At 43.1% G+C, this 19,889-nt stretch carries 16 protein-coding genes; 6 read left to right on the forward strand and 10 right to left on the reverse strand.

Annotation, left to right across the window (positions count from 1 at the left end; translation table 11 throughout):
- The 3 genes from JI65_RS08515 to JI65_RS08530 form a co-directional block, all read left to right on the forward strand.
- Positions 1-884, forward strand: an 884-nt coding sequence (locus tag JI65_RS08515) for an energy-coupling factor transporter transmembrane component T family protein (protein WP_197971926.1), incomplete at its 5' end; no start/stop codon positions are given.
- Positions 885-1,118: 234 nt separating this feature from the next.
- Positions 1,119-1,370: a type II toxin-antitoxin system RelB/DinJ family antitoxin gene (locus tag JI65_RS08525; RefSeq protein ID WP_191015224.1), complete on the forward strand. Its 252-nt coding sequence runs from the start codon at positions 1,119-1,121 to the stop codon at positions 1,368-1,370.
- Positions 1,370-1,639 (forward strand): Txe/YoeB family addiction module toxin, encoded by a 270-nt coding sequence (locus tag JI65_RS08530; RefSeq protein WP_191015226.1) that lies wholly within the window; start codon positions 1,370-1,372, stop codon positions 1,637-1,639. The genes JI65_RS08525 and JI65_RS08530 overlap by 1 nt, the downstream gene beginning before the upstream one ends.
- 39 nt (positions 1,640-1,678) lie before the next feature.
- Here the strand turns inward: JI65_RS08530 and JI65_RS08535 are convergent, their stop codons facing one another.
- On the reverse strand, positions 1,679-3,130 hold the full coding sequence (locus JI65_RS08535) for a C69 family dipeptidase (RefSeq protein ID WP_191015229.1): 1,452 nt from the start codon (positions 3,128-3,130) through the stop codon (positions 1,679-1,681).
- Positions 3,131-3,367: 237 nt separating this feature from the next.
- On the opposite strand from JI65_RS08535, the gene JI65_RS08540 reads away from it, so the two are divergent.
- Entirely contained in the window at positions 3,368-5,392 is a 2,025-nt protein-coding gene (locus JI65_RS08540; protein WP_191015231.1) for a DUF6055 domain-containing protein, read from the forward strand.
- Positions 5,393-5,533: 141 nt separating this feature from the next.
- Here the strand turns inward: JI65_RS08540 and JI65_RS08545 are convergent, their stop codons facing one another.
- The 4 genes from JI65_RS08545 to JI65_RS08560 all read right to left on the reverse strand — a co-directional run bounded on the left by JI65_RS08545 (position 5,534) and on the right by JI65_RS08560 (position 13,610).
- Positions 5,534-6,043, reverse strand: a complete 510-nt coding sequence (locus tag JI65_RS08545) for a flavodoxin family protein (RefSeq protein WP_191015233.1) — start codon at positions 6,041-6,043, stop codon at positions 5,534-5,536.
- A 96-nt stretch (positions 6,044-6,139) separates the two neighbouring features.
- Positions 6,140-6,565, reverse strand: coding sequence for a hypothetical protein (locus JI65_RS08550; protein ID WP_191015235.1), 426 nt, complete (start codon positions 6,563-6,565; stop codon positions 6,140-6,142).
- A 484-nt stretch (positions 6,566-7,049) separates the two neighbouring features.
- Positions 7,050-11,471, reverse strand: a complete 4,422-nt coding sequence (gene gltB / locus JI65_RS08555) for a glutamate synthase large subunit (RefSeq protein WP_191015237.1) — start codon at positions 11,469-11,471, stop codon at positions 7,050-7,052.
- 51 nt (positions 11,472-11,522) lie between these two features.
- On the reverse strand, positions 11,523-13,610 hold the full coding sequence (locus tag JI65_RS08560) for a glutamine synthetase III family protein (RefSeq protein WP_191015240.1): 2,088 nt from the start codon (positions 13,608-13,610) through the stop codon (positions 11,523-11,525).
- 269 nt (positions 13,611-13,879) lie between these two features.
- Here JI65_RS08560 and rbr point away from each other — a divergent pair, with 269 nt between their 5' ends.
- Complete coding sequence (gene rbr, locus JI65_RS08565; protein WP_191015242.1) at positions 13,880-14,425, forward strand: rubrerythrin; 546 nt, start codon at positions 13,880-13,882, stop codon at positions 14,423-14,425.
- A gap of 215 nt (positions 14,426-14,640) precedes the next feature.
- Here rbr and JI65_RS08570 read toward each other — a convergent pair whose 3' ends face one another.
- Positions 14,641-15,483 (reverse strand): TIGR02452 family protein, encoded by an 843-nt coding sequence (locus JI65_RS08570; RefSeq protein WP_191015245.1) that lies wholly within the window; start codon positions 15,481-15,483, stop codon positions 14,641-14,643.
- A 177-nt stretch (positions 15,484-15,660) separates the two neighbouring features.
- Here JI65_RS08570 and JI65_RS08575 point away from each other — a divergent pair, with 177 nt between their 5' ends.
- Positions 15,661-16,194 carry a DUF2147 domain-containing protein gene (locus JI65_RS08575; protein WP_191015248.1) on the forward strand — a complete coding sequence of 178 codons (534 nt, stop codon included), beginning with the start codon at positions 15,661-15,663 and terminating at the stop codon, positions 16,192-16,194.
- A gap of 552 nt (positions 16,195-16,746) precedes the next feature.
- On the opposite strand, the gene JI65_RS08580 is transcribed toward JI65_RS08575, so the two are convergent.
- The 4 genes from JI65_RS08580 to JI65_RS08595 all read right to left on the reverse strand — a co-directional run bounded on the left by JI65_RS08580 (position 16,747) and on the right by JI65_RS08595 (position 19,867).
- Positions 16,747-16,893 carry a FeoB-associated Cys-rich membrane protein gene (locus JI65_RS08580; protein WP_191015250.1) on the reverse strand — a complete coding sequence of 49 codons (147 nt, stop codon included), beginning with the start codon at positions 16,891-16,893 and terminating at the stop codon, positions 16,747-16,749.
- A gap of 15 nt (positions 16,894-16,908) precedes the next feature.
- Positions 16,909-19,296 (reverse strand): ferrous iron transport protein B, encoded by a 2,388-nt coding sequence (feoB, locus tag JI65_RS08585; RefSeq protein ID WP_191015253.1) that lies wholly within the window; start codon positions 19,294-19,296, stop codon positions 16,909-16,911.
- A gap of 111 nt (positions 19,297-19,407) precedes the next feature.
- Positions 19,408-19,629 (reverse strand): FeoA family protein, encoded by a 222-nt coding sequence (locus JI65_RS08590; RefSeq protein WP_191015255.1) that lies wholly within the window; start codon positions 19,627-19,629, stop codon positions 19,408-19,410.
- A 25-nt stretch (positions 19,630-19,654) separates the two neighbouring features.
- On the reverse strand, positions 19,655-19,867 hold the full coding sequence (locus JI65_RS08595; RefSeq protein WP_191015258.1) for a FeoA family protein: 213 nt from the start codon (positions 19,865-19,867) through the stop codon (positions 19,655-19,657).
- Positions 19,868-19,889 lie beyond the last annotated feature (22 nt).

The raw sequence follows: 19,889 nt of genomic DNA on the forward strand, positions 1-19,889 counted from the left end.
GCGGTCTGACCAAACTTGTTTTTTTATTTTGTGGTACGCTCACAACAATGCTCAGCTACGACACAAGAGTCCTCGGCGTAATGATTGTGCTCAGTTTTGTGATTTTCAAATTTTCAAAAACTGAATGGTCAGAAGTTCGCTCGCTGTTCTTGCTGATTGCAGTTTTTCTTTCAATAAATGTGCTCGCAATCTTTTTGTTCTCGCCATACGAAGGCTGCAAGATTTATGGTTCGCGCACGGATTTGTTCAGGATTTCGCAAAGATATACAATCACTTCGCAGCAGCTTTTTTATGAGCTGAACGTGGTTCTAAAATATTTTAGCATAATTCCGTCTGTTTTTATGTTCATCACTTCCACAAACCCAAGCGAATTTGCGGCAAGCCTGAACAGAATCAAGCTCCCCTACACCGCCAGCTATTCGGTCGCAATCTCGCTGCGCTACGTTCCAGACGTTCAGACGGAGTTCAGCAGGATTAAAAACGCACAGGAAGCACGCGGAATCGAAATGTCTTCCAAGGCAAACATTTTTTCAAGAATCAAAAACATGGGCGCAATCCTTTTTCCGCTGGTTTTCACGAGCATGGAAAAAATTGATTCCGTAACGAATGCGATGGAACTGCGCGGATTCGGCAAGCACAAAACACGCACATGGTATTCAGCAAAAGAACTGAAAAAAAAGCGATTATCTTACAATCACTTTCAGCATTGTTTTTTCTGCCACCGCCCTAGCCGTTACATACAGCAACGGAAGCCGCTTCTGGAATCCGTTTGTGTAGAAGATTCACTTTTTGTCATTCTTGTACTCAACAGAACTGTTGTCCGTATAGGTATATTCACCGCTGTCCTCGTCGTCAGAGCAAGACATGAGTCCCATTGTTCCTGATGCAAGGAGCAATCCAAAAGAGATAAGAGAAAGAATTTTTTTCATAAAATCCTCCAAAGAATTTATATTTTGTGCGAAATCGAGCGAAGCGAGATTTCGCACAAAGGGCTTTAGTCAATCCCTTTGTGTAGGGTACCCTACACAAATTTTTTTTCGAAAAATTTTGAAAATTTGACAGAATGCAGCCTATTGTGTTACATTGTGTTATAAAATAACACTTTAGGAGGTGTTTTTATGGCAACAATGAGCATTAGAACGAATGATGAGCGCAAATATTCTTTTGAAGGATTCTGCGACTCAATTGGAATCAGTGTAACCGCTGCCGTAAACATGTTTATGAACGCCTGCCTGCGAGAAAACCGCATTCCGTTCGAAATTAAAGCAGACCCATTTTGGAGCGAAGAAAATCAAAAAAGACTCAGAACCTCTCTTGAACACGCAAAGCAAGGAAAACTAACCAAGCACGAAATCGACGAGGTTAATTGATGGATAAACTTTGGACTGATGAAGCATGGGAAGATTTTCTGAACCTTCATTCTGACAAACGACTTGTAAAGAAACTTGAAGCCCTTTTAAAAGATATTGACCGTAACGGCTACACTGGAATCGGGAAACCAGAACCTCTAAAAGATGATTTTACAGGCTATTGGAGCCGACGAATTGATGACTTTAACCGCATTGTCTACAGAATTATAGAAGACGGAGATAAGTCTTATGTAGAAATCTTGCAGTGCGGAACACATTATCACAAATAAAAAGTCGCCATGCAGATTGCTCCGCATGGCAACAGTTTTTTACGCGTCGCTTCTTGCGTATGAGTTTTTCATCAGGCAGCTTGTTTCATAAAGAACTTTGTCCAGCGTCTTTTGGGTTTCCTCTTTTAGCATTTGGGCAACTTCGGCATTCGCTTTTTCGCAAAGAGATATGGCTTCGCTTTCCGCCGCGGCAGCAATGATTTTGTCGTATTTTTTTAGAATCTCGTGACTTTTTGAACCGACGGCAAACTGATAATGCTCAATGTGGTTCAGGCATTTTGCGTAGCCGGCATCGCTCAGGGCAGCAATCAAGCGGGCGCACCAGTAAAAACTTTCGGTTGAAACGCTTCTCGGAACATAGGACAAATATCGTGGAGTTTTTTCGATATTCGTATAAAACGGTGCAATAACATTGAAAGCATTTGAGGCGAATGCCATCCACTGAATTGACTTGCAGTTTGCTGGCATTTCTTTGCGGATTTCGATAATCGCAAGAGAATCGTTGCGGTTGATTCCGATTGAGCGGAAAGCTCCCCGCATATTCTTTTCGCCGTAAGAACCATAAGGGTCGTATTTTGTGCCGTTGTAGTGTGACGAAAGCAGATATTTTATGTCCTCCACGGTAATTTTTCTCTCAGGAACCATGCTCCACGGAATATCGTCGGAAGACGGCGTATAATCCGCGTCATCTCCGTCCCATTTTGCGGTTTTCGGATTCAAAAAACGCTCAATGTACCACGCGCGAGGCGTGTTGTAAACATGGTCAGCATCATCGTGGCTTCCGAACGCCTCCCGCGGGTTGAATTTTTTGCCCGGCAAAGTCAAATCCAGATGATTTTCCGCGATAAATTCCTTCAAATCTGCCGAGCAGAGATGATTTTTTTTCGCGCCGAAGGTATCATCAAAATCAAAGCTGTCGATTCCGAGCTGATTCGGCATAACAACGTAAGAATCATCAGGCACGCGCTTGGCCATCCAGTGATGCCCGCCAATTGATTCGAGCCACCAGATTTCGTTCTCGTCTGAAAAAGCGATTCCGTTCATCTCGTAAGTTCCGTATTTTTCGAGCAGGCTGCCCAACCGCAGAACTCCCTCGCGGGCAGTTTTTATGTACGGAAGAACGATTACGTTCAAATCTTCTTCCCCGATTCCGCCCTTTTTCAAAAGCGGGTCGGCACCCAAAACGCGCTCGTTGGAAGTGATTGTCTCGGTCGCGGTCATTCCAACATTCGCCGAGTTAACTCCATGAGCCGCCCAAATTCCATCTTTTTTATTCGCGTTCGGTGTGGATGTGTAGCGAAGCGGATTTTCAGGCAAGTCGATTTCCTGATGGGAAAGTATCGTTTTGTATTTTAAAGGCTGGTCTTTCGGCAAAACAACGACGAATTTCTTCTCGCAGAACTGTCCCGAAGGACTGTCCTCGTTCCGCGCAATAAAAGTCGCACCGTTGTAAGAAGCATCTTTTCCGACCAAAATTGTTGTGCAAGCCATTTTTTACTCCTCAATTCTCTGAATTTTCTAATTTTTGAATATTATACCGCCAAACTCTGATTCGTAAAAAGCATTTATGGTACCTCGAAAAACAGAAATTTTCAAAATTACAAGTTAAATTAATTAATTTAAAATCTCCAATGTGAAAATATTTTTTTTTGGCACAGAAAAGAATTACATCAAAATGACAATATTTTGATAGACAGTGCAAGATTTTAAAATCATAATTCCGCCACTATGAAAATTACAAATTTTAAATACTTTGTTTTTGCAGCAGTGCTTTTTTGTGGCTGCAGTTTTACGATTCAGAACGAGAACGAATCTGAAAATGAATCAGAGCTCTCGCAAGTTGATTTGGGAATCACATCCCCATCTTTTAAAGTCTACTCAAATCCAGCAAGGGTAAATTCACCGGCAGACATTCAAGATTACGGCAAATACTACAAGCCAGCATCATTCAATTTTGACATGTTCAATGCGAACTCAAAATACTCTTGGCATCGTTTTAAACAGAGCGAACATTTTTTTGTATTCTGGGAAAAACCTTTTGGCTCAAACCCGAATTCTTCAAGCCTGCCTTACGAAATGCGCGTAGACGTTGACGACCTTCTTGCAAAAGCTGAGGAATTCTACAATCTTAACGTGAACACGCTCAAAATGTGCACTACAGGCTACGGAATTTCGAACCTCGACAAGTACAAGCTCCAGATTTATCTTGTATACCAAAAAGAGTGGCTTGCGACAGGCTCAGGCTACGACAATGTAATCGGCGCACTTTGGGTCAATCCGTCAACCTGCAAACCGGTGGGAAAAACCATCGCGCACGAAATCGGACACACGTTCCAGTATCAGATTTACTGCGACCGACTTTTAACAGGAGCCGCAAACAACTATAAATATGGCTGGCGATACGGATTCGGACCAAACGGAAGCGGCGGAAACGGATTCTGGGAACAGTCGGCACAATTCCAGGCATATCAGCTCTACCCGCAGCAGGCTTTTGAGCAGAACTACTATCTTTTTACAAAAAACACTCACCGTCACTTTAACGACGAATCAATGCGCTACCAAAGTTTCTGGTTCATGTATTATTTTACGAACAAATACGGAATCGAATCATTCAGCAACTTGTGGAAATACAGCTCATTCCCGGAAGACCCGCTCGAAGCCTACACAAGACTCATCTGCAACGGGAACTGGGAGCGAACATGGAATGATTACTACGAGTACGCAAGTCATGCAGTCACTTACGATTTTGGAAAAATCAACGCAAACTTCCAAAAACGATTCGCGACCTACAACACAAATTTGATTCAGTTGAACAAAAAATTCCGCCCGGCATATTCAAGCTGCCCTTCAACTTCTGGATTCAACATCATAAAACTCAAGAATCCTGCAAAAAATACTCGCGTTACAGCAAACCTTGACGCACTCGCAGTCGGTAGCGAGCTTTGCGCAAACGACAAGGGCGAAGTCGTTAACAGCGACGGAAAAGTTATCGGAACAACCAGAAACTACAACAACAACATTGAAAACGGTGTAAAACACACAGATTCAAATTTTAGACTCGGATTCGTGGGAATCAAAAATTCAAAACCAGTTTACGGCGAAATGGCAAAAGGCAAATCGGCACAGGCATTCATGGACGTAACCGAAGATTTTGATGAATTCTATTTGGTCGTGCTCGCTTCACCGCAAAACTACACACACCACTTTTGGAACGACACCGAAGCCGACGACTTGCAATGGCCTTACGAGCTTTACTTTGAGAACACTGCCCCGTTCGCAAACCCAAATGACGGAAACGTTGCTTTTGGAGTTTACTGCAATCCTCAAAAAAAGGACTACGTTTTGGGCGAACTTGATTTTTCGGCAATCGAAGTGATAAAAAAACTTGCCGTAAATTTCAATCTTTCTGAACAAGAAGTAAAAAACTGCATAATCCAGCCGCAGGCAGGTAAAACGATTTATCCTCAGGAAGGCAAAATAATCCTTGCGCTTACCGAACCAAACGGCAACTTGAACCTAACGCCAACAGCGACCACGGGATTTTGGTGCGACAAAAATGGCTACGTTCAGAATTGGGGCGCAAAAAGCAACGTATTCTTTGAATATGACCCAAAAAACGCAAAACTGACTTACGGTCATCTTCCAGGATTCAACAATGCAGGCGACACGATTATCGTAAAACCAACTTTCGTCTACACAAAAAACGGTCAAACCTACAAAACGACAATTAGCTTCTATTACATATTCAAATAGAGCGAATTGCGAATTTTCTGCAAAGCCTGTCATTTTCAGAACCGCGGTAAGTCGCGCCAACGAATGACAGACTTTGCAGATTCTGATTATGATACTGGTGCAAAAAATTGTCTGCATGTAACAATGCAAAGGCCTTGCTTACTATTGACCCGCCAAATGAATTTTCTTTATGATTTTGAATCCTGAATATTTTAGGATTTCTTTTAAGGCTCGCTCAGCCCCGGTCGATTGCCCAAAAATGTAGTTGAACGGGAACGGTGTCCGGCAAGAAGTGACGATTACCGCTTTTTTGCCTTTCTGGAGTGGCTTCGGGATTCCTCGGCTCGATTCTGTCATAAGAACGCCTACAAGTCTGTCAAAAAGCGATTTGAGTTTTCCGCTCATGTTGCCCCAGTAAACTGGCGTTCCGACGATTATCATATCGCACCAGTTTATTTCGCCGGCAATTTTGTGTGCGTCGTCATCCTTCAAAACGCACTTTCCGGTTTTTCGGCAAGCCATGCATCCCCGGCAAAAATCAAAATTGAGTTCGTGCACGTTGTGATAGAAAATTTCGTTCTCACCCGAATCATATTTTAAAAGCAGATTTTTAATCGCATTTCCGACATTTCCGTTTTCGTGCGGACTTCCGTTCAAAACCAAGATTTTCATTCATTTTCTCCCATTTTTTGTCATTACTAGTAATACGGATTTTCAAAACCAACATCTTTTGCATCGAAAATAAAATATTTTCCATAATTTTCGATGTTAAAACTCTTCGTGCCTTTTTTTACGTCCAGCAAAGTTTTTGTCAATGGAATCCACCCAAATATTATCGCCCAAAGTTGCCCGCAGTTGATATGCGTCCAGCATTTCTTTTGAATCGGCAGGGTCAGTTCCGTTTTTATTCGCCTGAACTTTTTCTGTAAACAACGCCCCAAACGAAATATTTGTTATTGCGAATCCTTTCGCATTTCCTGTCTGATAATCCGGATAGTAGGTTATCAACTTGCAAAATCCATATTTTTGAGTATAAACGATTCTCTCACTCGCATAAGTTCCGTCAAAATCCAGCATCATCTTTTTATATGCAAAAGCGGCAATGACAATGATTAAAATCAAAAAAATCAACTTGGCAAGAAGTTTTACGACAAAGCCTATAAGTTCAAAACAGCCAACAAAAATTGCAATCAAAAATCCTGTTAAAAATCCGTCGTGTAATTTAAATTTTTTTTCTAGAAGCAAATGAATTGTTTTGATTCTTATTTTCACCAGCTGAACTTCTTGCAATTTTAAGTCGCCGCGTCCTTTCTTTTATGGAGTTTAACAGCGAGTCTAGTGAATCACAAAAACTGTTTATCACATCTTTAATTTTTCTAGCCAACATATTCAAAAAAGATTTTACATCATTCTTTTTTACGTTCTTTTTGTCCAAAATCAGGTAAAAAATTATCCCAAGCAAAATAAAAATAATAATTGTCTTAAACATAAAAACTCCGTTTTATCCTGTCAGAATGCAGTTTCAATTTTTATTCTATTTTAATCAAAAATTCCGTTATTATTCTAGAATACACCGCTTTCGTGCTGAATTAATAAAAAAACCCCATTCTGCGGAGTTACTGAGTGCAGAATGGGGCAATATATTAAATGCCGCCGGTGGCATTTAAAACCAAAGAAGTTAGGCTTTTCTTGCAGTGATGACCTTAAAATCCTTTACGTGGGATTCAAAGTCGGCAAGCAGCACTTTCGCCTTTGCGCTGTCAGTTTCGCGCTCGTGCTGGAAAATCAGATTTTTGAGTTCGGTCTTGTCTTCCTCGCTCTCAAGTTCGTGCATTTCCACAAGTTCCTTGTTGAGCTTTTTGTAAAGAGTGTGTTCGCTGTCCAAAACGAAAGCTTTTCCGCCGCTCATGCCGGCACAAAGATTTTTGCCAGTCGAACCGAGAATCACGGCAGTTCCGCCAGTCATGTATTCAAGTCCGTGGTCGCCGCAGCCTTCAACAACGGCAGTTGCTCCAGAATTTCTTACGCAGAATCGTTCGCCGGCTTTGCCGTTTATAAAAATCTTTCCGCTGGTCGCGCCGTAAAGAGCCACGTTTCCGACGATTATATTTTCTTCAGCTGCATACTGTGCCTTTTTTGGTCGGAAGATAACGATTTTTCCGCCGCTCAAGCCTTTTCCAACGTAATCGTTCGCGTCGCCTTCAAGAATAAGTGAGAGCCCCTTCGGAGCAAACGCACCAAAAGACTGCCCTGCCCCGCCTTTAAAGTGCACCGCAAAGGAATCATCTTGAAGTTTTGAGCCGTAAGTTTTTTGAATTTCGCTTCCCAAAATCGTTCCGAGAGTTCTGTCGGTACAGTCAATTTTGAATTCATTTCTGAATTCGCAAGAAATTTCGTTCGCAGCCTGCAAAGGAACGGTGCCAAAAAGCGGGAGCAAATCCTGAATGTCTTTTTTTTGATTGAGCGAAAAATTAAAGACATCATTTTTGTCAAATCGAGTTTTAGCATTTTTTGGCAATTTGAATCCAATCAGCCCGCTAACGTCCAAAAGGCTCGCACGAGAAGACGGAGGCTCTTTTTTGAGTTTTAAAAGCTCGGTTTTTCCAATCATCTCGTCCAGCGTCCTGATTCCAAGTTTTGCCATAATTTCACGCAAATTCCTTGCCGTAAAAATCATAAAATTCTCAACGTATTCAGGCTTTCCCGGGAATTTTTTACGCAAATCCGGATTCTGCGTTGCAATTCCAAAAGGACAAGTGTCAAGGTTACAAACTCTGAGCATTCGGCAGCCCATAGAAATCAGAGGCGCGGTGGCAAATCCGAATTCCTCGGCTCCCAAAATCGCCGCAATAGCAACGTCGCGTCCCGTCATAAGTTTTCCGTCGGTTTCAAGCCGCACTCTAGAACGAAGTCCGTTCATCACGAGCGTCTGATGCGTCTCAGTAAGACCAAGTTCCCACGGAAGTCCCGCGTGATGAATCGAGCTTATCGGTGCCGCGCCAGTTCCGCCGTCATGACCAGAAATCAAAATCGTTTGCGCGTCGGCTTTTGCAACACCCGCCGCAATCGTTCCGACTCCGGCTTCGCTTACAAGCTTAACGGAAATATCTGCATCGCGGTTCGCGTTTTTTAAGTCGTAAATCAACTGTGCCAAATCTTCTATAGAATAAATATCGTGATGCGGTGGAGGAGAAATTAGCGAAACGCCCGGCTGGCTGTAACGCTCCTTTGCAATCCACGGATGAACTTTTTTGCCCGGAAGATGGCCGCCCTCGCCCGGTTTCGCTCCTTGCGCGAGCTTAATCTGAATTTCTTTCGCGCTCAAAAGATATTCTTCCGTCACACCAAATCGTCCAGAAGCAACCTGTTTTATTGCGCTGTTGAATTTTGTTCCGAATCTCTCCGGGTTTTCGCCGCCCTCACCAGAATTTGATTTTGCGTGAAGATGATTCATCGCTTCGGCAAGGCATTTATGGGCTTCTTCCGAAATTGAACCGTAACTCATCGCACCAGTTTTGAATCGCTGAACAATGCTTTCTTCGCTCTCAACTTCAGAAATCGGAATTGCCTTTGCGTTCTCGTAGTCAAAATCAAGAAGAGCGCGCAAAGTGTGCGGATGGTCAAAATCATCGACCAAGGCCGCATATTCTTTGAACTTTTCGTAATTTCCGCTCTGGGTTGAATCCTGCAAAGCCGCAATCACTTTTGGAGTTATGATGTGGTCTTCGCTCTGCTCGTTCGGTTTGAATTTGTGGAATCCGTTCGGCTCAAGTTTTATGGCAGTCGAAAGTTTTTTCTGCTGCTTTGAATATGCTTCCTCGTGATGATAAGCAATGTCTTCTTCAATTTCTTTGAGCGTGATTCCGCCAACTCGGCTCGTGGTGTTCGTAAAATATTCGTCAATAAGTTCCTTTGAAATTCCAACAGCTTCAAAAATCTGTGCGGACTGATACGACTGAATCGTAGAAATTCCCATTTTGGCCGCAACTTTTATAACGCCGTTCAAAAGAGCCTTGTTGTAGTCGTCGATTGCAGTGTGATAATCCTTGTCGAGAAGTTTTTTGTCGATAAGCTCCGCAATGCACTCGTGAGCAAGATACGGATTTACGGCACGCGCACCATAGCCCAGACACATCGCCACCTGATGAACATCACGAATCTCGCCGCTTTCGATGATTATTGAAATTTGAGTGCGTCTGTGCGTGCGGATAAGATACTGCTCAACGGCAGACACCGCCAGAAGCGACGGGATTGCCGCGTGTTTTTCATCAACTCCACGGTCAGAAAGAATCAGAATATTGCATTTTTCTTCGTAAGCCAAATCAATTTTTTTGAAGAGCGAGTCAAGTTCGGCCTTCAAGTCAATCTTTTTTTTCTCTTCGGCAAAAAGTTCAAATACAAGCGGAATCGTTCTTGCCCTGAATCCGTCTTTGTCCAGTGACTTTATTTTTAAAACGTCAACGCCCGTAAGAACAGGGTTGTTAATTTCGAGGATTTTGCAGTTTGAGCTTTTCGGTTCAAGAAGATTTCCGTCAGTACCAACGTAAACCGTCGGGTCGGTAATGATTTTTTCGCGAAGCGAATCTATCGGCGGATTCGTAACCTGAGCGAAAAGCTGCTTAAAATATGAATAAAGAGGCGGATGCTTTTCTGAAAGGATTGCAAGAGGCGTGTCGATTCCCATTGAGGCAGTCGGCTCAACACCGTTTTTTGCCATCGGAAGAATCATGTCATTCACGTCTTCAAGTGCCCATCCGAAGGAACGGTAAAGTTTGTCCCGCTCTTCCTGTGTGCTCACGTCAATTTTCTTGTTCGGAACTTTTATGTCCGCAAGGTGAAGAAGATTCAAATCAAGCCATTCGCCGTAAGGGTACTGCTTTGCATAAAATGACTTGCATTCTTCGTCGCTGATTATTCGTTTTTCTTTTGTGTCTACAAGAAGAATTTTTCCAGGTTCAAGCCTGCTTTTTTTGACGATTGATTTTTCGTCGATTTCCAAAACGCCAACTTCGCTTGAAAGAATGAGCATGTTGTCGTCCGTAACGTAATATCGGCACGGGCGCAAACCGTTGCGGTCGAGAGTCGCGCCAAAAAGTTCGCCGTCACTGAACAGAATCGCGGCAGGACCGTCCCATTCTTCCATCATCGTTGCCCAATAATGATAAAAATCCCGCTTGGAGCTTTCCATTGCCTCGTTGTGCTTCCACGGCTCAGGAATACAAATCATAATCGCGAGCGGAAGCGGAAGTCCGTTCATCATAAGATATTCGAGAGTGTTGTCGAGCATTGCGGAATCCGAGCCCAAAAGATTGATTTCCACCGCTCTGCCGGTCATTCGGTCTGCGTTTCCGCGGATTGTGTTTATCTCGCCGTTGTGCGCGATGAGCCTGTTCGGGTGAGCGCGCTCCCAGCTTGGGTTCGTGTTCGTGGAGAATCGCGAGTGCACGATTGCGAGAGCCGAACTGTAATCCTCAGAAGTCAAATCCTTGTAAAAAGTCCTGAGCTGATGAACAAGGAACATTCCTTTGTAAACAATCGTTCTGCTCGAAAGGGAAGCCACGTAATTCTTTACGATTTTTTCTGATTCTTTTTCAAAATCTCGCCTCAGAACGTAAAGTTTTTTGTCAAAATCAATTCCTTTTTGAACGTTTTCTGGTCGCTGAACGAAAGCCTGCTCAATTTTAGGCATACACTCAAGGGCTTTTTTTCCGAGAACTTTTTCGTTTACAGGAACGCTTCGCCAGCCAAGGAACGTAAGATTGTGGTCCTCGCATTTTTTCTCAAAAAGTTCCTTTGCAAGATTCTGCAAATTTTTTTCGCGAGGGAGAAAAAACATGCCAACACCATAATCACCTTCCTCAAAAAGGGTGATTCCACATTCTCTGGCAGCTTTGGTAAAAAACTCATGGCTTATCTGAACGAGAATTCCCACCCCGTCGCCAGTTTCGCCGGTCGCGTCTTTTCCCGCCCTGTGCTCAAGTTTTTCAACGATGCTTAAAGCGTTGTCTACGACGCGATGAGTCCTTTTTCCGTCAATGCTGACCACAGCCCCGATTCCGCATGAATCGTGCTCGAATGTCGGTGAATAAAGTGATGGCATGAATTTTTTCCTCCAAAATACTGAAATAGGTTTTATCTAATTTTTAGGGAATTAAACTTTAAACAACAAATCCTCGTAAGACGGGAATGGTTTGTATTCCTCGCCCAAAAGTGGCTCAATCTCATCCGCGATTTTTCTTGCCTCTTCCATAACCGGAATCACTTTGTCGGCATAAGCCTTTGCAACTGCCATTGCATCTCCGGCATTTTCAGCCTCCGCATGAACTTTTGCAAGTTCGTCAGTCTTCTTAGAAAGGCTTTCGGTGAGCGAGTCGAGTTTTGCAAGAACAACGCCCTGCGCATATCCGCTTGCAGACGGAACAACAGCCTTCAAATCCATAACGGTCTTTGAAACCTTGCCGATGTACTTGTAGCTTGCTGGAAGAATATCTTTGTAAATCATCTCCACCATTGTGTTCACTTCAATGTTCAGCATCTGCGAGTATTTTTCGAGCTTGATTTCGTAGTGAGCTTCCATCTCCTCTTTTGTGTAAACGCCAAGTTCTGTAAAGAGCCGAACGTTCTTTTCGTCAAGATAATGAGCGACTGCGTCTGGAGTAGTTTTAAGTTCCAAAAGTCCACGTTTGTGAGCTTCTGTCTTCCAAGACTCGTCGTAACCGTTTCCGTTGAATACGATTCGCCAGTGAGCTTTTACTTCGCGCGCGATGAGCGAATTCAATGCAGATTCAAAATCACTTGCCTTTTCAAGTTCGTCTGCAAAAGTCTTCAAAACATCTGCAACGATTGCGTCGAGCGTGGTGTTTGGAGTCGCGATTGAGAGCGCAGAACCGCATGAGCGGAATTCAAATTTGTTTCCTGTGAATGCAAAAGGCGAAGTTCTGTTTCGGTCTGTTGAATCCTTCGGAATTGGCGGAAGAACGTCCGCGCCGATTGTCATTTTTTCTTTTTTCTCGGCAGCGTAAGGTGTTCCGTCTTTAATAGATTCCAGGACTTTAAAAAGTTCGTCTCCCAAGTAAACAGAAATAATTGCAGGCGGTGCTTCGTTTGCTCCGAGTCGGTGGTCGTTTCCTGCAGAAGCTACAGAAATTCGGAGCAAATCCTGATTCTCGTCAACTGCCTTCAAAATTGCGGTGAGGAACAAAAGGAACTGTGCGTTAGACTCAGGGGTTTTTCCAGGCTCCAAGAGGTTCTCGCCGGCATTCGTGCTCATTGACCAGTTGTTGTGCTTTCCGCTTCCGTTGAGTCCGGCAAATGGTTTTTCGTGAAGAAGGCATTCAAGACCGTGGCGCTTAGCAACTTTCTTCATAACTTCCATGGTGAGCTGATTCTGGTCAACGGCAAGGTTTGTCGTAGAGAAAATCGGAGCCATCTCGTGCTGTGCAGGAGCAACTTCGTTGTGTTCTGTCTTAGAAAGAATTCCGTACTTCCAGAGTGTATCGTTCAAATCTTCCATGTATTTTACGATTCTCGGATTCAATGCCGCAAAATACTGGTCGTCCATCTCCTGACCTTTTGGCGGTTTTGCACCAAAAAGGGTTCTTCCGGTCATTCTAAGGTCTTTTCGCTGTGCCCACAAATCATGGTCAACAATAAAATATTCCTGCTCCGGGCCAACCGTCGTTGCAACGTGGCTAACGGTCTTTCCGAAAAGTTTTAGGATTCTCTTTGCCTGAAAGTCGAGCGCTTCCATTGAACGCAAAAGCGGAGTCTTTTTGTCCAGAGCTTCGCCCGTGTACGAGCAGAATGCAGTCGGAATACAGAGAGTGTGCTCTTTGATGAACGGATATGATGTTGGATCCCAGACAGTATATCCGCGCGCCTCAAAAGTCGCTCTATGTCCGCCCGAAGGGAATGAAGAAGCGTCCGGCTCACCTTTTACAAGCTCTTTTCCGCTAAAACTCATAATAACAGTTCCGTCATCCTGCGGATTTATGAATGAATCATGTTTTTCGGCAGTGATTCCCGTAAGCGGCTGGAACCAATGAGTGTAATGCGTTGCGCCCTTTTCGATTGCCCATTCCTTCATTGCGTGGGCAACAACGTTCGCAACATCGATTTTAAGCGGCTCTCCGTCGTCGAGTGTTTTTTTGAGAGCTTTAAAAGTTTCTTTTGGAAGTCTTTCTTTCATTACGCTCTGATTAAAAACCATACTTCCAAAAAGTTCCGGCACATTTTTCATATAAACCTCCGCAAAAATAAAAAGGCGTCAACTCTAGACACGGAAACCACCGCACCTAAAAATTGACGCCTTTGCCATTATTCGAGAATAAAAAAAGGTCACAGAAACCTAGGATTTTCTGTGACCTCGTTGTCATCGAAAGTTAATTTACCGTAATTTATATTTTGAGTCAATAAAAAATCTAACGTCTTCCTTCGGTAACAATTTTTTATTTGCTTTTTTAATTTTACCCCAATATGCTTGAATAAGATTATTTCAAGGAGCTGTCAATGGAAAAGGAATTGAAAGGTACTCAAACAGAAAAAAACTTGCTAGCAGCATTTGCTGGAGAATCTCAGGCTAGAAACAAATACACTTACTATGCTAGCAAAGCCCGAAAAGATGGATTTGAACAAATCGCAGCAATTTTTGAAGAAACTGCTGCAAACGAAAAAGAACATGCAAAACTTTGGTTCAAAGAACTGCACGGCGGAGAAGTTCCTTCTACCGCTGACAACCTAAAAGATGCAGCCGACGGCGAGAATTACGAATGGACAGACATGTACGAAAATTTTGCAAAAGTCGCAAAAGAAGAAGGTTTTGACCGAATCGCAGGGCTTTTCAAAATGGTCGCAGCCATTGAAAAACGTCACGAAGAACGTTACCGAAAACTCCTTGACAACGTAACAAAGGATTTGGTATTCAGCAAAGACGGCGACACAATCTGGGAATGCCGAAACTGCGGTCACATCGTAATCGGAAAGAAAGCTCCGAATGTCTGCCCAGTCTGCAAGCATCCGCAGAGTTTCTTTGAAGTCTCAAAAACAAATTTCTAACATTTGCACGGTGGCAAAAGCCACCGTTTTTTTTGGCTCACTCGCCGTTTACGCTCAACACGCAGTCGATGTCAAAAAAATAGGTGAAAGTTTTCATTGTTCATTATAAAAAATCCTCAAAAACAAAAGGCAACATATAAATTGGTTTGTACAAAAGCTGTTCTTGATTATTTCAAATCACACTTTAACTCTCCGCAAAATCCATCCAAAAAATTCTATTCCTGTTTTGCGAATTCTTTGTAATTCGAGTCGTCGTAAGGTGGGCAGTACACGGCGAATTCAATCACCTTGAACGCGCGGGAGTATTTTTTTGAGAGTGCCATCATCACGCGGGCAACTACAGCCGGGTTGTTGCAGAACGCACCGCAGCCGAACGCTCCCAAAACAAGCACGTCCACGCCTTGCTGAACGGCAACGTCAAAAATCCTTGAATCGCGTTTTTCGTGCAGTTTTTCAAGTTCAGAATCATTAAGAATCAAATGCACGTCGCCATCGCCCGAATTGAATGAATTGCTCGGCCGCTCGCGAAGATTCGGTGCCGCGCAGGTAAGAACATCAACATCGTACCAATCGCTTTCATCCATTGTCTCAGGCTCCCGCTCGTCAGTCTTAAAAACAATAACGTCGCTCGTGTAAAGAATGTCGTCGTTGTGAAGCGGATTTCGGCTCTGCCTGTGTGGCATGTAAAATCGCTTCCAGTTTTCGTCGGTATCAAGCGTAAAGTAAAGAGTTGAAACACGGCAAAGACATTCTTCTTGCGCACCAGAACCGTTCACAACCCCACCACCAGGATTCGAAGCGGACGCAAAATTCAAGACGCAGACTTTGTCGCCCTTGCCTGCATAATTCTGAGCCGCCTCAAAAGTGCGTTTTTTACTCACAATGATTTTTGCTTCGCTTTCAAAACGAGCAGTATTGCTTCCGTCCGGCACGGAGTCATTTTCGCCAATAAAAATTTGACTTTTTCTAGAATTTTTTATGCTTTCAATAAGCCGCGGAGTCTTTTCGCACAAATTTACAGAATCCTCAAAAACCGCAATATTTTCTATTCTTCCCATAAAATCCCCTTTTTTTATTTAGATATGTCAATATGAAAATTATAGCACAGTTTGCCAGAGAAATTGTCACTTACAAAACGACAAGCAGGTGGTATGAAAAGGAAAAAAACATTGACAGATGATATAAGCTATACCATACTGATAGTGATACTATCAAATAAAACTATGGAGGCTTTTATGAAAAAGTTTTTGGCAGCAGTAGCTGCATTATTCGTTACGATGGGATGCATTTTTGCCGCAGACCCTGCAACTGGTCTTTGGAAGAGCGTTGACGACAAAACTGGAAAAACCACGGCCGTTTGGAGAATCTACGAAAAAAACAACGTTCTCTACGGAACAATCGCCGCCGTTGTTGACAATCCGCAAGACGTAACCGCGTGGGCTTGCAAAAAAAGCTACAAGGGCTTTCCTGTTGCCGGAGATGTAAGCAAAATGAAGACTGTCGGAACCCCATGGATTTACAACATGAAAAAAGAATCAGACGGAAACTGGAGCAAGGGAACAATTATTGACCCAGGCAGCGGAAAAGATTACGGCTGCATCATAAAATATTTGGCTCCAGGGCAGAAAAACAAAGGATTCACCGCCAAAGCACCTACCCTCGCAATGGCAGGAACATTCGGTCCAATCAAAGTTTTTCAGTATTGGGTAAAAGCAACCGAAGCAGACATCGCAAAGATTCAAGCAGAATTCCCTGCGAAAGGGAACTAAGGGAAACGCTATAAGTCAACTTTGAAAGTTTTAATTTTATTTTAGCGTTTCCCACGATTTTTTCTATCGAAAAACCTCGCGCTTCACTAAAAAACGTCAGGAACGCTACAAAGCACCTTTTGAAGCTTCAAATTTTATTTTAGCGTTTCCCGCGATTTTTTCTATCGAAAAACCTCGCGCTTCACTAAAAAAAACGTTCAGGAATGCCACAATGCAACTTTGAAGCTTCAAATTTTATTTTAGCGTTCCCTGCAATTTTTTCCGGAAGAAAAACTATCCTTTGGTGGGGCATCTTGCAGGCGCTTTTAAATCCGCAGCAACAAGCACTGCTACGGATTTAAGAAGGCATTTTATTGTCTGCACAGAGCATCCAATTTTTGAAAGTCAGAGCAAAAGGAACTTTTAACAAAGATGGTTGAGCCTGTCGAAACCACTATTTTTAGCGAATAATGTCATTTCAACAGGTTCAATGATCACACAAAAAGTCTGTTTTGCACTGTCATCTAAAAAATGTCATTATCGGGGGCTTCCCCGATAATCTTCACAATCACATTAGTCCTTGTGGCAATTACATGCCGAACCACAGTCTGAACAACCGCAACCACAAGACGACTTTCCGGTCTTCTTGTTCTTTACAAGCCTAAAGATGATGGCACAAACAACAGCCAACAAAATGGCTCCAACAATGATATTTCCCATTTTTCCCTCCTAAAGTTATTTTACGACATTCGCAGTAAGTTTTGTAGCCTCGCTGTATTTCTTAAAGAAAAGCATGTAAAAAATCACACAAACAGAAGCGATTGCAAAAACCAATCCCACAACATTTACGTTTCCGGCAAAAAGATTTCCGAACTGAGTCACAATGAGCGAAATCAAATATGCAAAACCACACTGATAGCAGATTGCAAACCAAGTCCACTTTGCGTTGTTCATCTCGCGTTTAATCGCACCAATTGCAGCAAAACAAGGTGCACACAAAAGATTGAATACAAGGAACGAGAATCCTGTAACAGTTGTGAATGCCTGAGCCAATGCCTGATAAGCAGTAAGTTCGCCGCTTCCGTACAAAATACCCATCGTACCAACAATATTCTCTTTTGCAACAAGACCTGTAATCGAAGCTACAGCTGCCTGCCAGTTTCCCCAGCCCAACGGAGCAAAAATCCATGCAATGCAAGAACCGATTTTTGCAAGGATTGATGAATCAAGCTGGTCTTCTGCAAGCATTCCAAATCCTTCTTCAGTCCATCCAAAGAAACTTGTGAACCAAACAACGATTGTCGAAAGAAGAATGATTGATCCCGCCTTTTTGATGAACGACCAACCACGTTCCCACATTGAACGAAGAACATTTCCAACTGTCGGCAAGTGATAGCTAGGCAATTCCATTACGAACGGCGCTGGATTTCCAGAGAACATCTTTGTTTTTTTGAGCATGATTCCAGAAATAATAATCGCAGCCATTCCAATAAAATACGCTGATGTTGAAACCCAAGCAGAGCCTCCAAAAATCGCACCAGAAATCATTGCAATGAACGGAACCTTAGCACCGCACGGAATGAATGTAGTCGTCATAATAGTCATTCGGCGGTCACGCTCATTTTCGATTGTTCGGCTCGCCATAATTCCAGGAACGCCACAACCAGTGCCAACGAGCATCGGAATGAATGATTTTCCAGACAATCCAAATTTTCTAAAGATTCGGTCAAGGACGAAAGCGATTCGAGCCATGTAACCACAAGCTTCAAGGAACGCAAGCAAAAGGAACAAAACGAGCATTTGAGGAACGAATCCCAAAACCGCACCAACGCCGGCAACAATTCCGTCAAGGATAAGTCCGCTCAGCCATTCAGAAGTTCCAAGTTTTTCAAGAAGATTTCCAACCAAAACCGGAATTCCTGGAACCCACACACCGTAAGAAGCAGGATCCGGTCCTTCTTCGCCATATTTTTCTGCCATCGATTTTGCTTCAGCTGCAACTTCGTCGGTAATTTCAATCGGGTCAGAAGTCTCAAGTGTTTCATCATCAACGGTAACATAAGTTTTTTCGCCAGCTTCAAGAGCTTCAAGAATAGCAGGTGTGTCGCCGTATTCTTCAGCGGCCTCCTCGTAAGCTGAAGAACCTATTCCAAACAAATGCCAGCCATCACCAAAAAGTCCGTCGTTAGCCCAATCTGTTGCACTAGCACCAATTCCAACCATCGAAAGCCAATAAACAAAGAACATAATCACCGCAAAAATCGGAAGACCAAGCCAGCGGTTCGTTACGATTCGGTCAATTTTATCTGACTGTGAAAGAATACCCGAATCATGTTTTTTGTAACTTGACTTCAATATTCCCGCAATGTAAACATATCGCTCATTAGTGATAATGCTTTCGGCATCATCATCAAGTTCTTTCTCAGCAGATTTTATATCAGTCTCAATGTGTTCAAGCGAAGCCTTGTCAAGTTTGAGCGATTCAAGAACCTTGTCATCGCGCTCAAAAACCTTAATCGCGTACCAGCGCTGCTGTTCGTCTGGAAGAGAATGAACCACAGCTTCTTCAATGTGAGCAATCGCGTGCTCAACAGGACCAGAGAACGTGTGCTGAGGAACAGTTTTTATCTCGCCCGCAGCCTTAATCGCCTCTTCGGCAGCTTCCATTACACCAGTTCCTTTAAGAGCCGAAATCTCTACAATTTTACAGCCAAGCTGACGAGAAAGTTCCTCGGTGTTGATTTTATCGCCCGACTTTTTTACCAAATCCATCATATTCAGCGCGATTACAACAGGAATTCCAAGTTCCACGAGTTGCGTCGTAAGATACAAGTTTCTTTCGAGATTCGTAGCGTCAACTATATTCAAAATTACGTCAGGTCGCTCACCAACCAAATAATTTCGCGCAACAACTTCTTCGAGCGTGTATGGCGAAAGCGAATAGATTCCTGGCAAGTCAGTTACGACTACTCCGTCATGTTTTTTGAGTTTGCCTTCTTTTTTTTCTACAGTAACTCCAGGCCAGTTTCCAACAAACTGATTCGAGCCTGTAAGCGCATTAAAAAGCGTGGTTTTTCCTGCATTCGGATTTCCTGCAAGTGCAATACGAATATTTTCTGACATTATTTTTTTATTCTCCTATAATTTTAGTCATGCTGACTTTATCTCACCATTTTGGTTGCTGAACGAAGTCAAAGCATAGATTCCGACTCGAATTCGGAAGGACAGTTTTTCCTATTCCACCTCAATTATTTCTGAATCAGCCTTGCGAAGAGAAAGCTCATAACCGCGAACAGTAACCTCAATCGGGTCACCGAGAGGAGCCACTTTTCGCACATAAATCTCAACACCTTTTGTAACGCCCATATCCATAATGCGGCGTTTTACAGCACCTTCACCGTGAATTTTCACAACTTTGACAGTCTCGCCAATCTTTGATTCACGCAATGTTTTCATTTATTTTGTACCTCCATATTATTTTTCAAACCATTATGTGACGCGCCATATCCTCATTAATGGCAACACGGCTTTCTTTTACTTTTACGATTACGTTTCCTGCAAGAGAATTTATGACCGTAACGGTCCCTCCTACCACAAATCCGAGATTTTCCAAATGCCTTTTGACATCTGCATTTCCTCCGATTTTTCTTATAATTTGGTCTTCCCCAATCTTCGAAAATACCAACGGAATCAAACCCAACTCCTTGTAAATAATA

Source organism: Treponema zioleckii (assembly GCF_014737315.1).
Taxonomy (GTDB): Bacteria; Spirochaetota; Spirochaetia; order Treponematales; family Treponemataceae; genus Treponema_D; species Treponema_D zioleckii.

Bases quoted from the DNA above. Each gene is read 5' to 3' on its own strand.
- JI65_RS08540 (WP_191015231.1), top strand. From the start codon at position 3,368: ATGAAAATTACAAATTTTAAATACTTTGTTTTTGCAGCAGTGCTTTTT.
- JI65_RS08575 (WP_191015248.1), top strand. From the start codon at position 15,661: ATGAAAAAGTTTTTGGCAGCAGTAGCTGCATTATTCGTTACGATGGGA.
- JI65_RS08535 (WP_191015229.1), bottom strand. From the start codon at position 3,130: ATGGCTTGCACAACAATTTTGGTCGGAAAAGATGCTTCTTACAACGGT.
- JI65_RS08560 (WP_191015240.1), bottom strand. From the start codon at position 13,610: ATGAAAAATGTGCCGGAACTTTTTGGAAGTATGGTTTTTAATCAGAGC.
- gltB (WP_191015237.1), bottom strand. From the start codon at position 11,471: ATGCCATCACTTTATTCACCGACATTCGAGCACGATTCATGCGGAATC.
- JI65_RS08590 (WP_191015255.1), bottom strand. From the start codon at position 19,629: ATGAAAACATTGCGTGAATCAAAGATTGGCGAGACTGTCAAAGTTGTG.
- rbr (WP_191015242.1), top strand. From the start codon at position 13,880: ATGGAAAAGGAATTGAAAGGTACTCAAACAGAAAAAAACTTGCTAGCA.
- JI65_RS08570 (WP_191015245.1), bottom strand. From the start codon at position 15,483: ATGGGAAGAATAGAAAATATTGCGGTTTTTGAGGATTCTGTAAATTTG.
- JI65_RS08525 (WP_191015224.1), top strand. From the start codon at position 1,119: ATGGCAACAATGAGCATTAGAACGAATGATGAGCGCAAATATTCTTTT.
- JI65_RS08545 (WP_191015233.1), bottom strand. From the start codon at position 6,043: ATGAAAATCTTGGTTTTGAACGGAAGTCCGCACGAAAACGGAAATGTC.
- feoB (WP_191015253.1), bottom strand. From the start codon at position 19,296: ATGTCAGAAAATATTCGTATTGCACTTGCAGGAAATCCGAATGCAGGA.
- JI65_RS08530 (WP_191015226.1), top strand. From the start codon at position 1,370: ATGGATAAACTTTGGACTGATGAAGCATGGGAAGATTTTCTGAACCTT.
- JI65_RS08580 (WP_191015250.1), bottom strand. From the start codon at position 16,893: ATGGGAAATATCATTGTTGGAGCCATTTTGTTGGCTGTTGTTTGTGCC.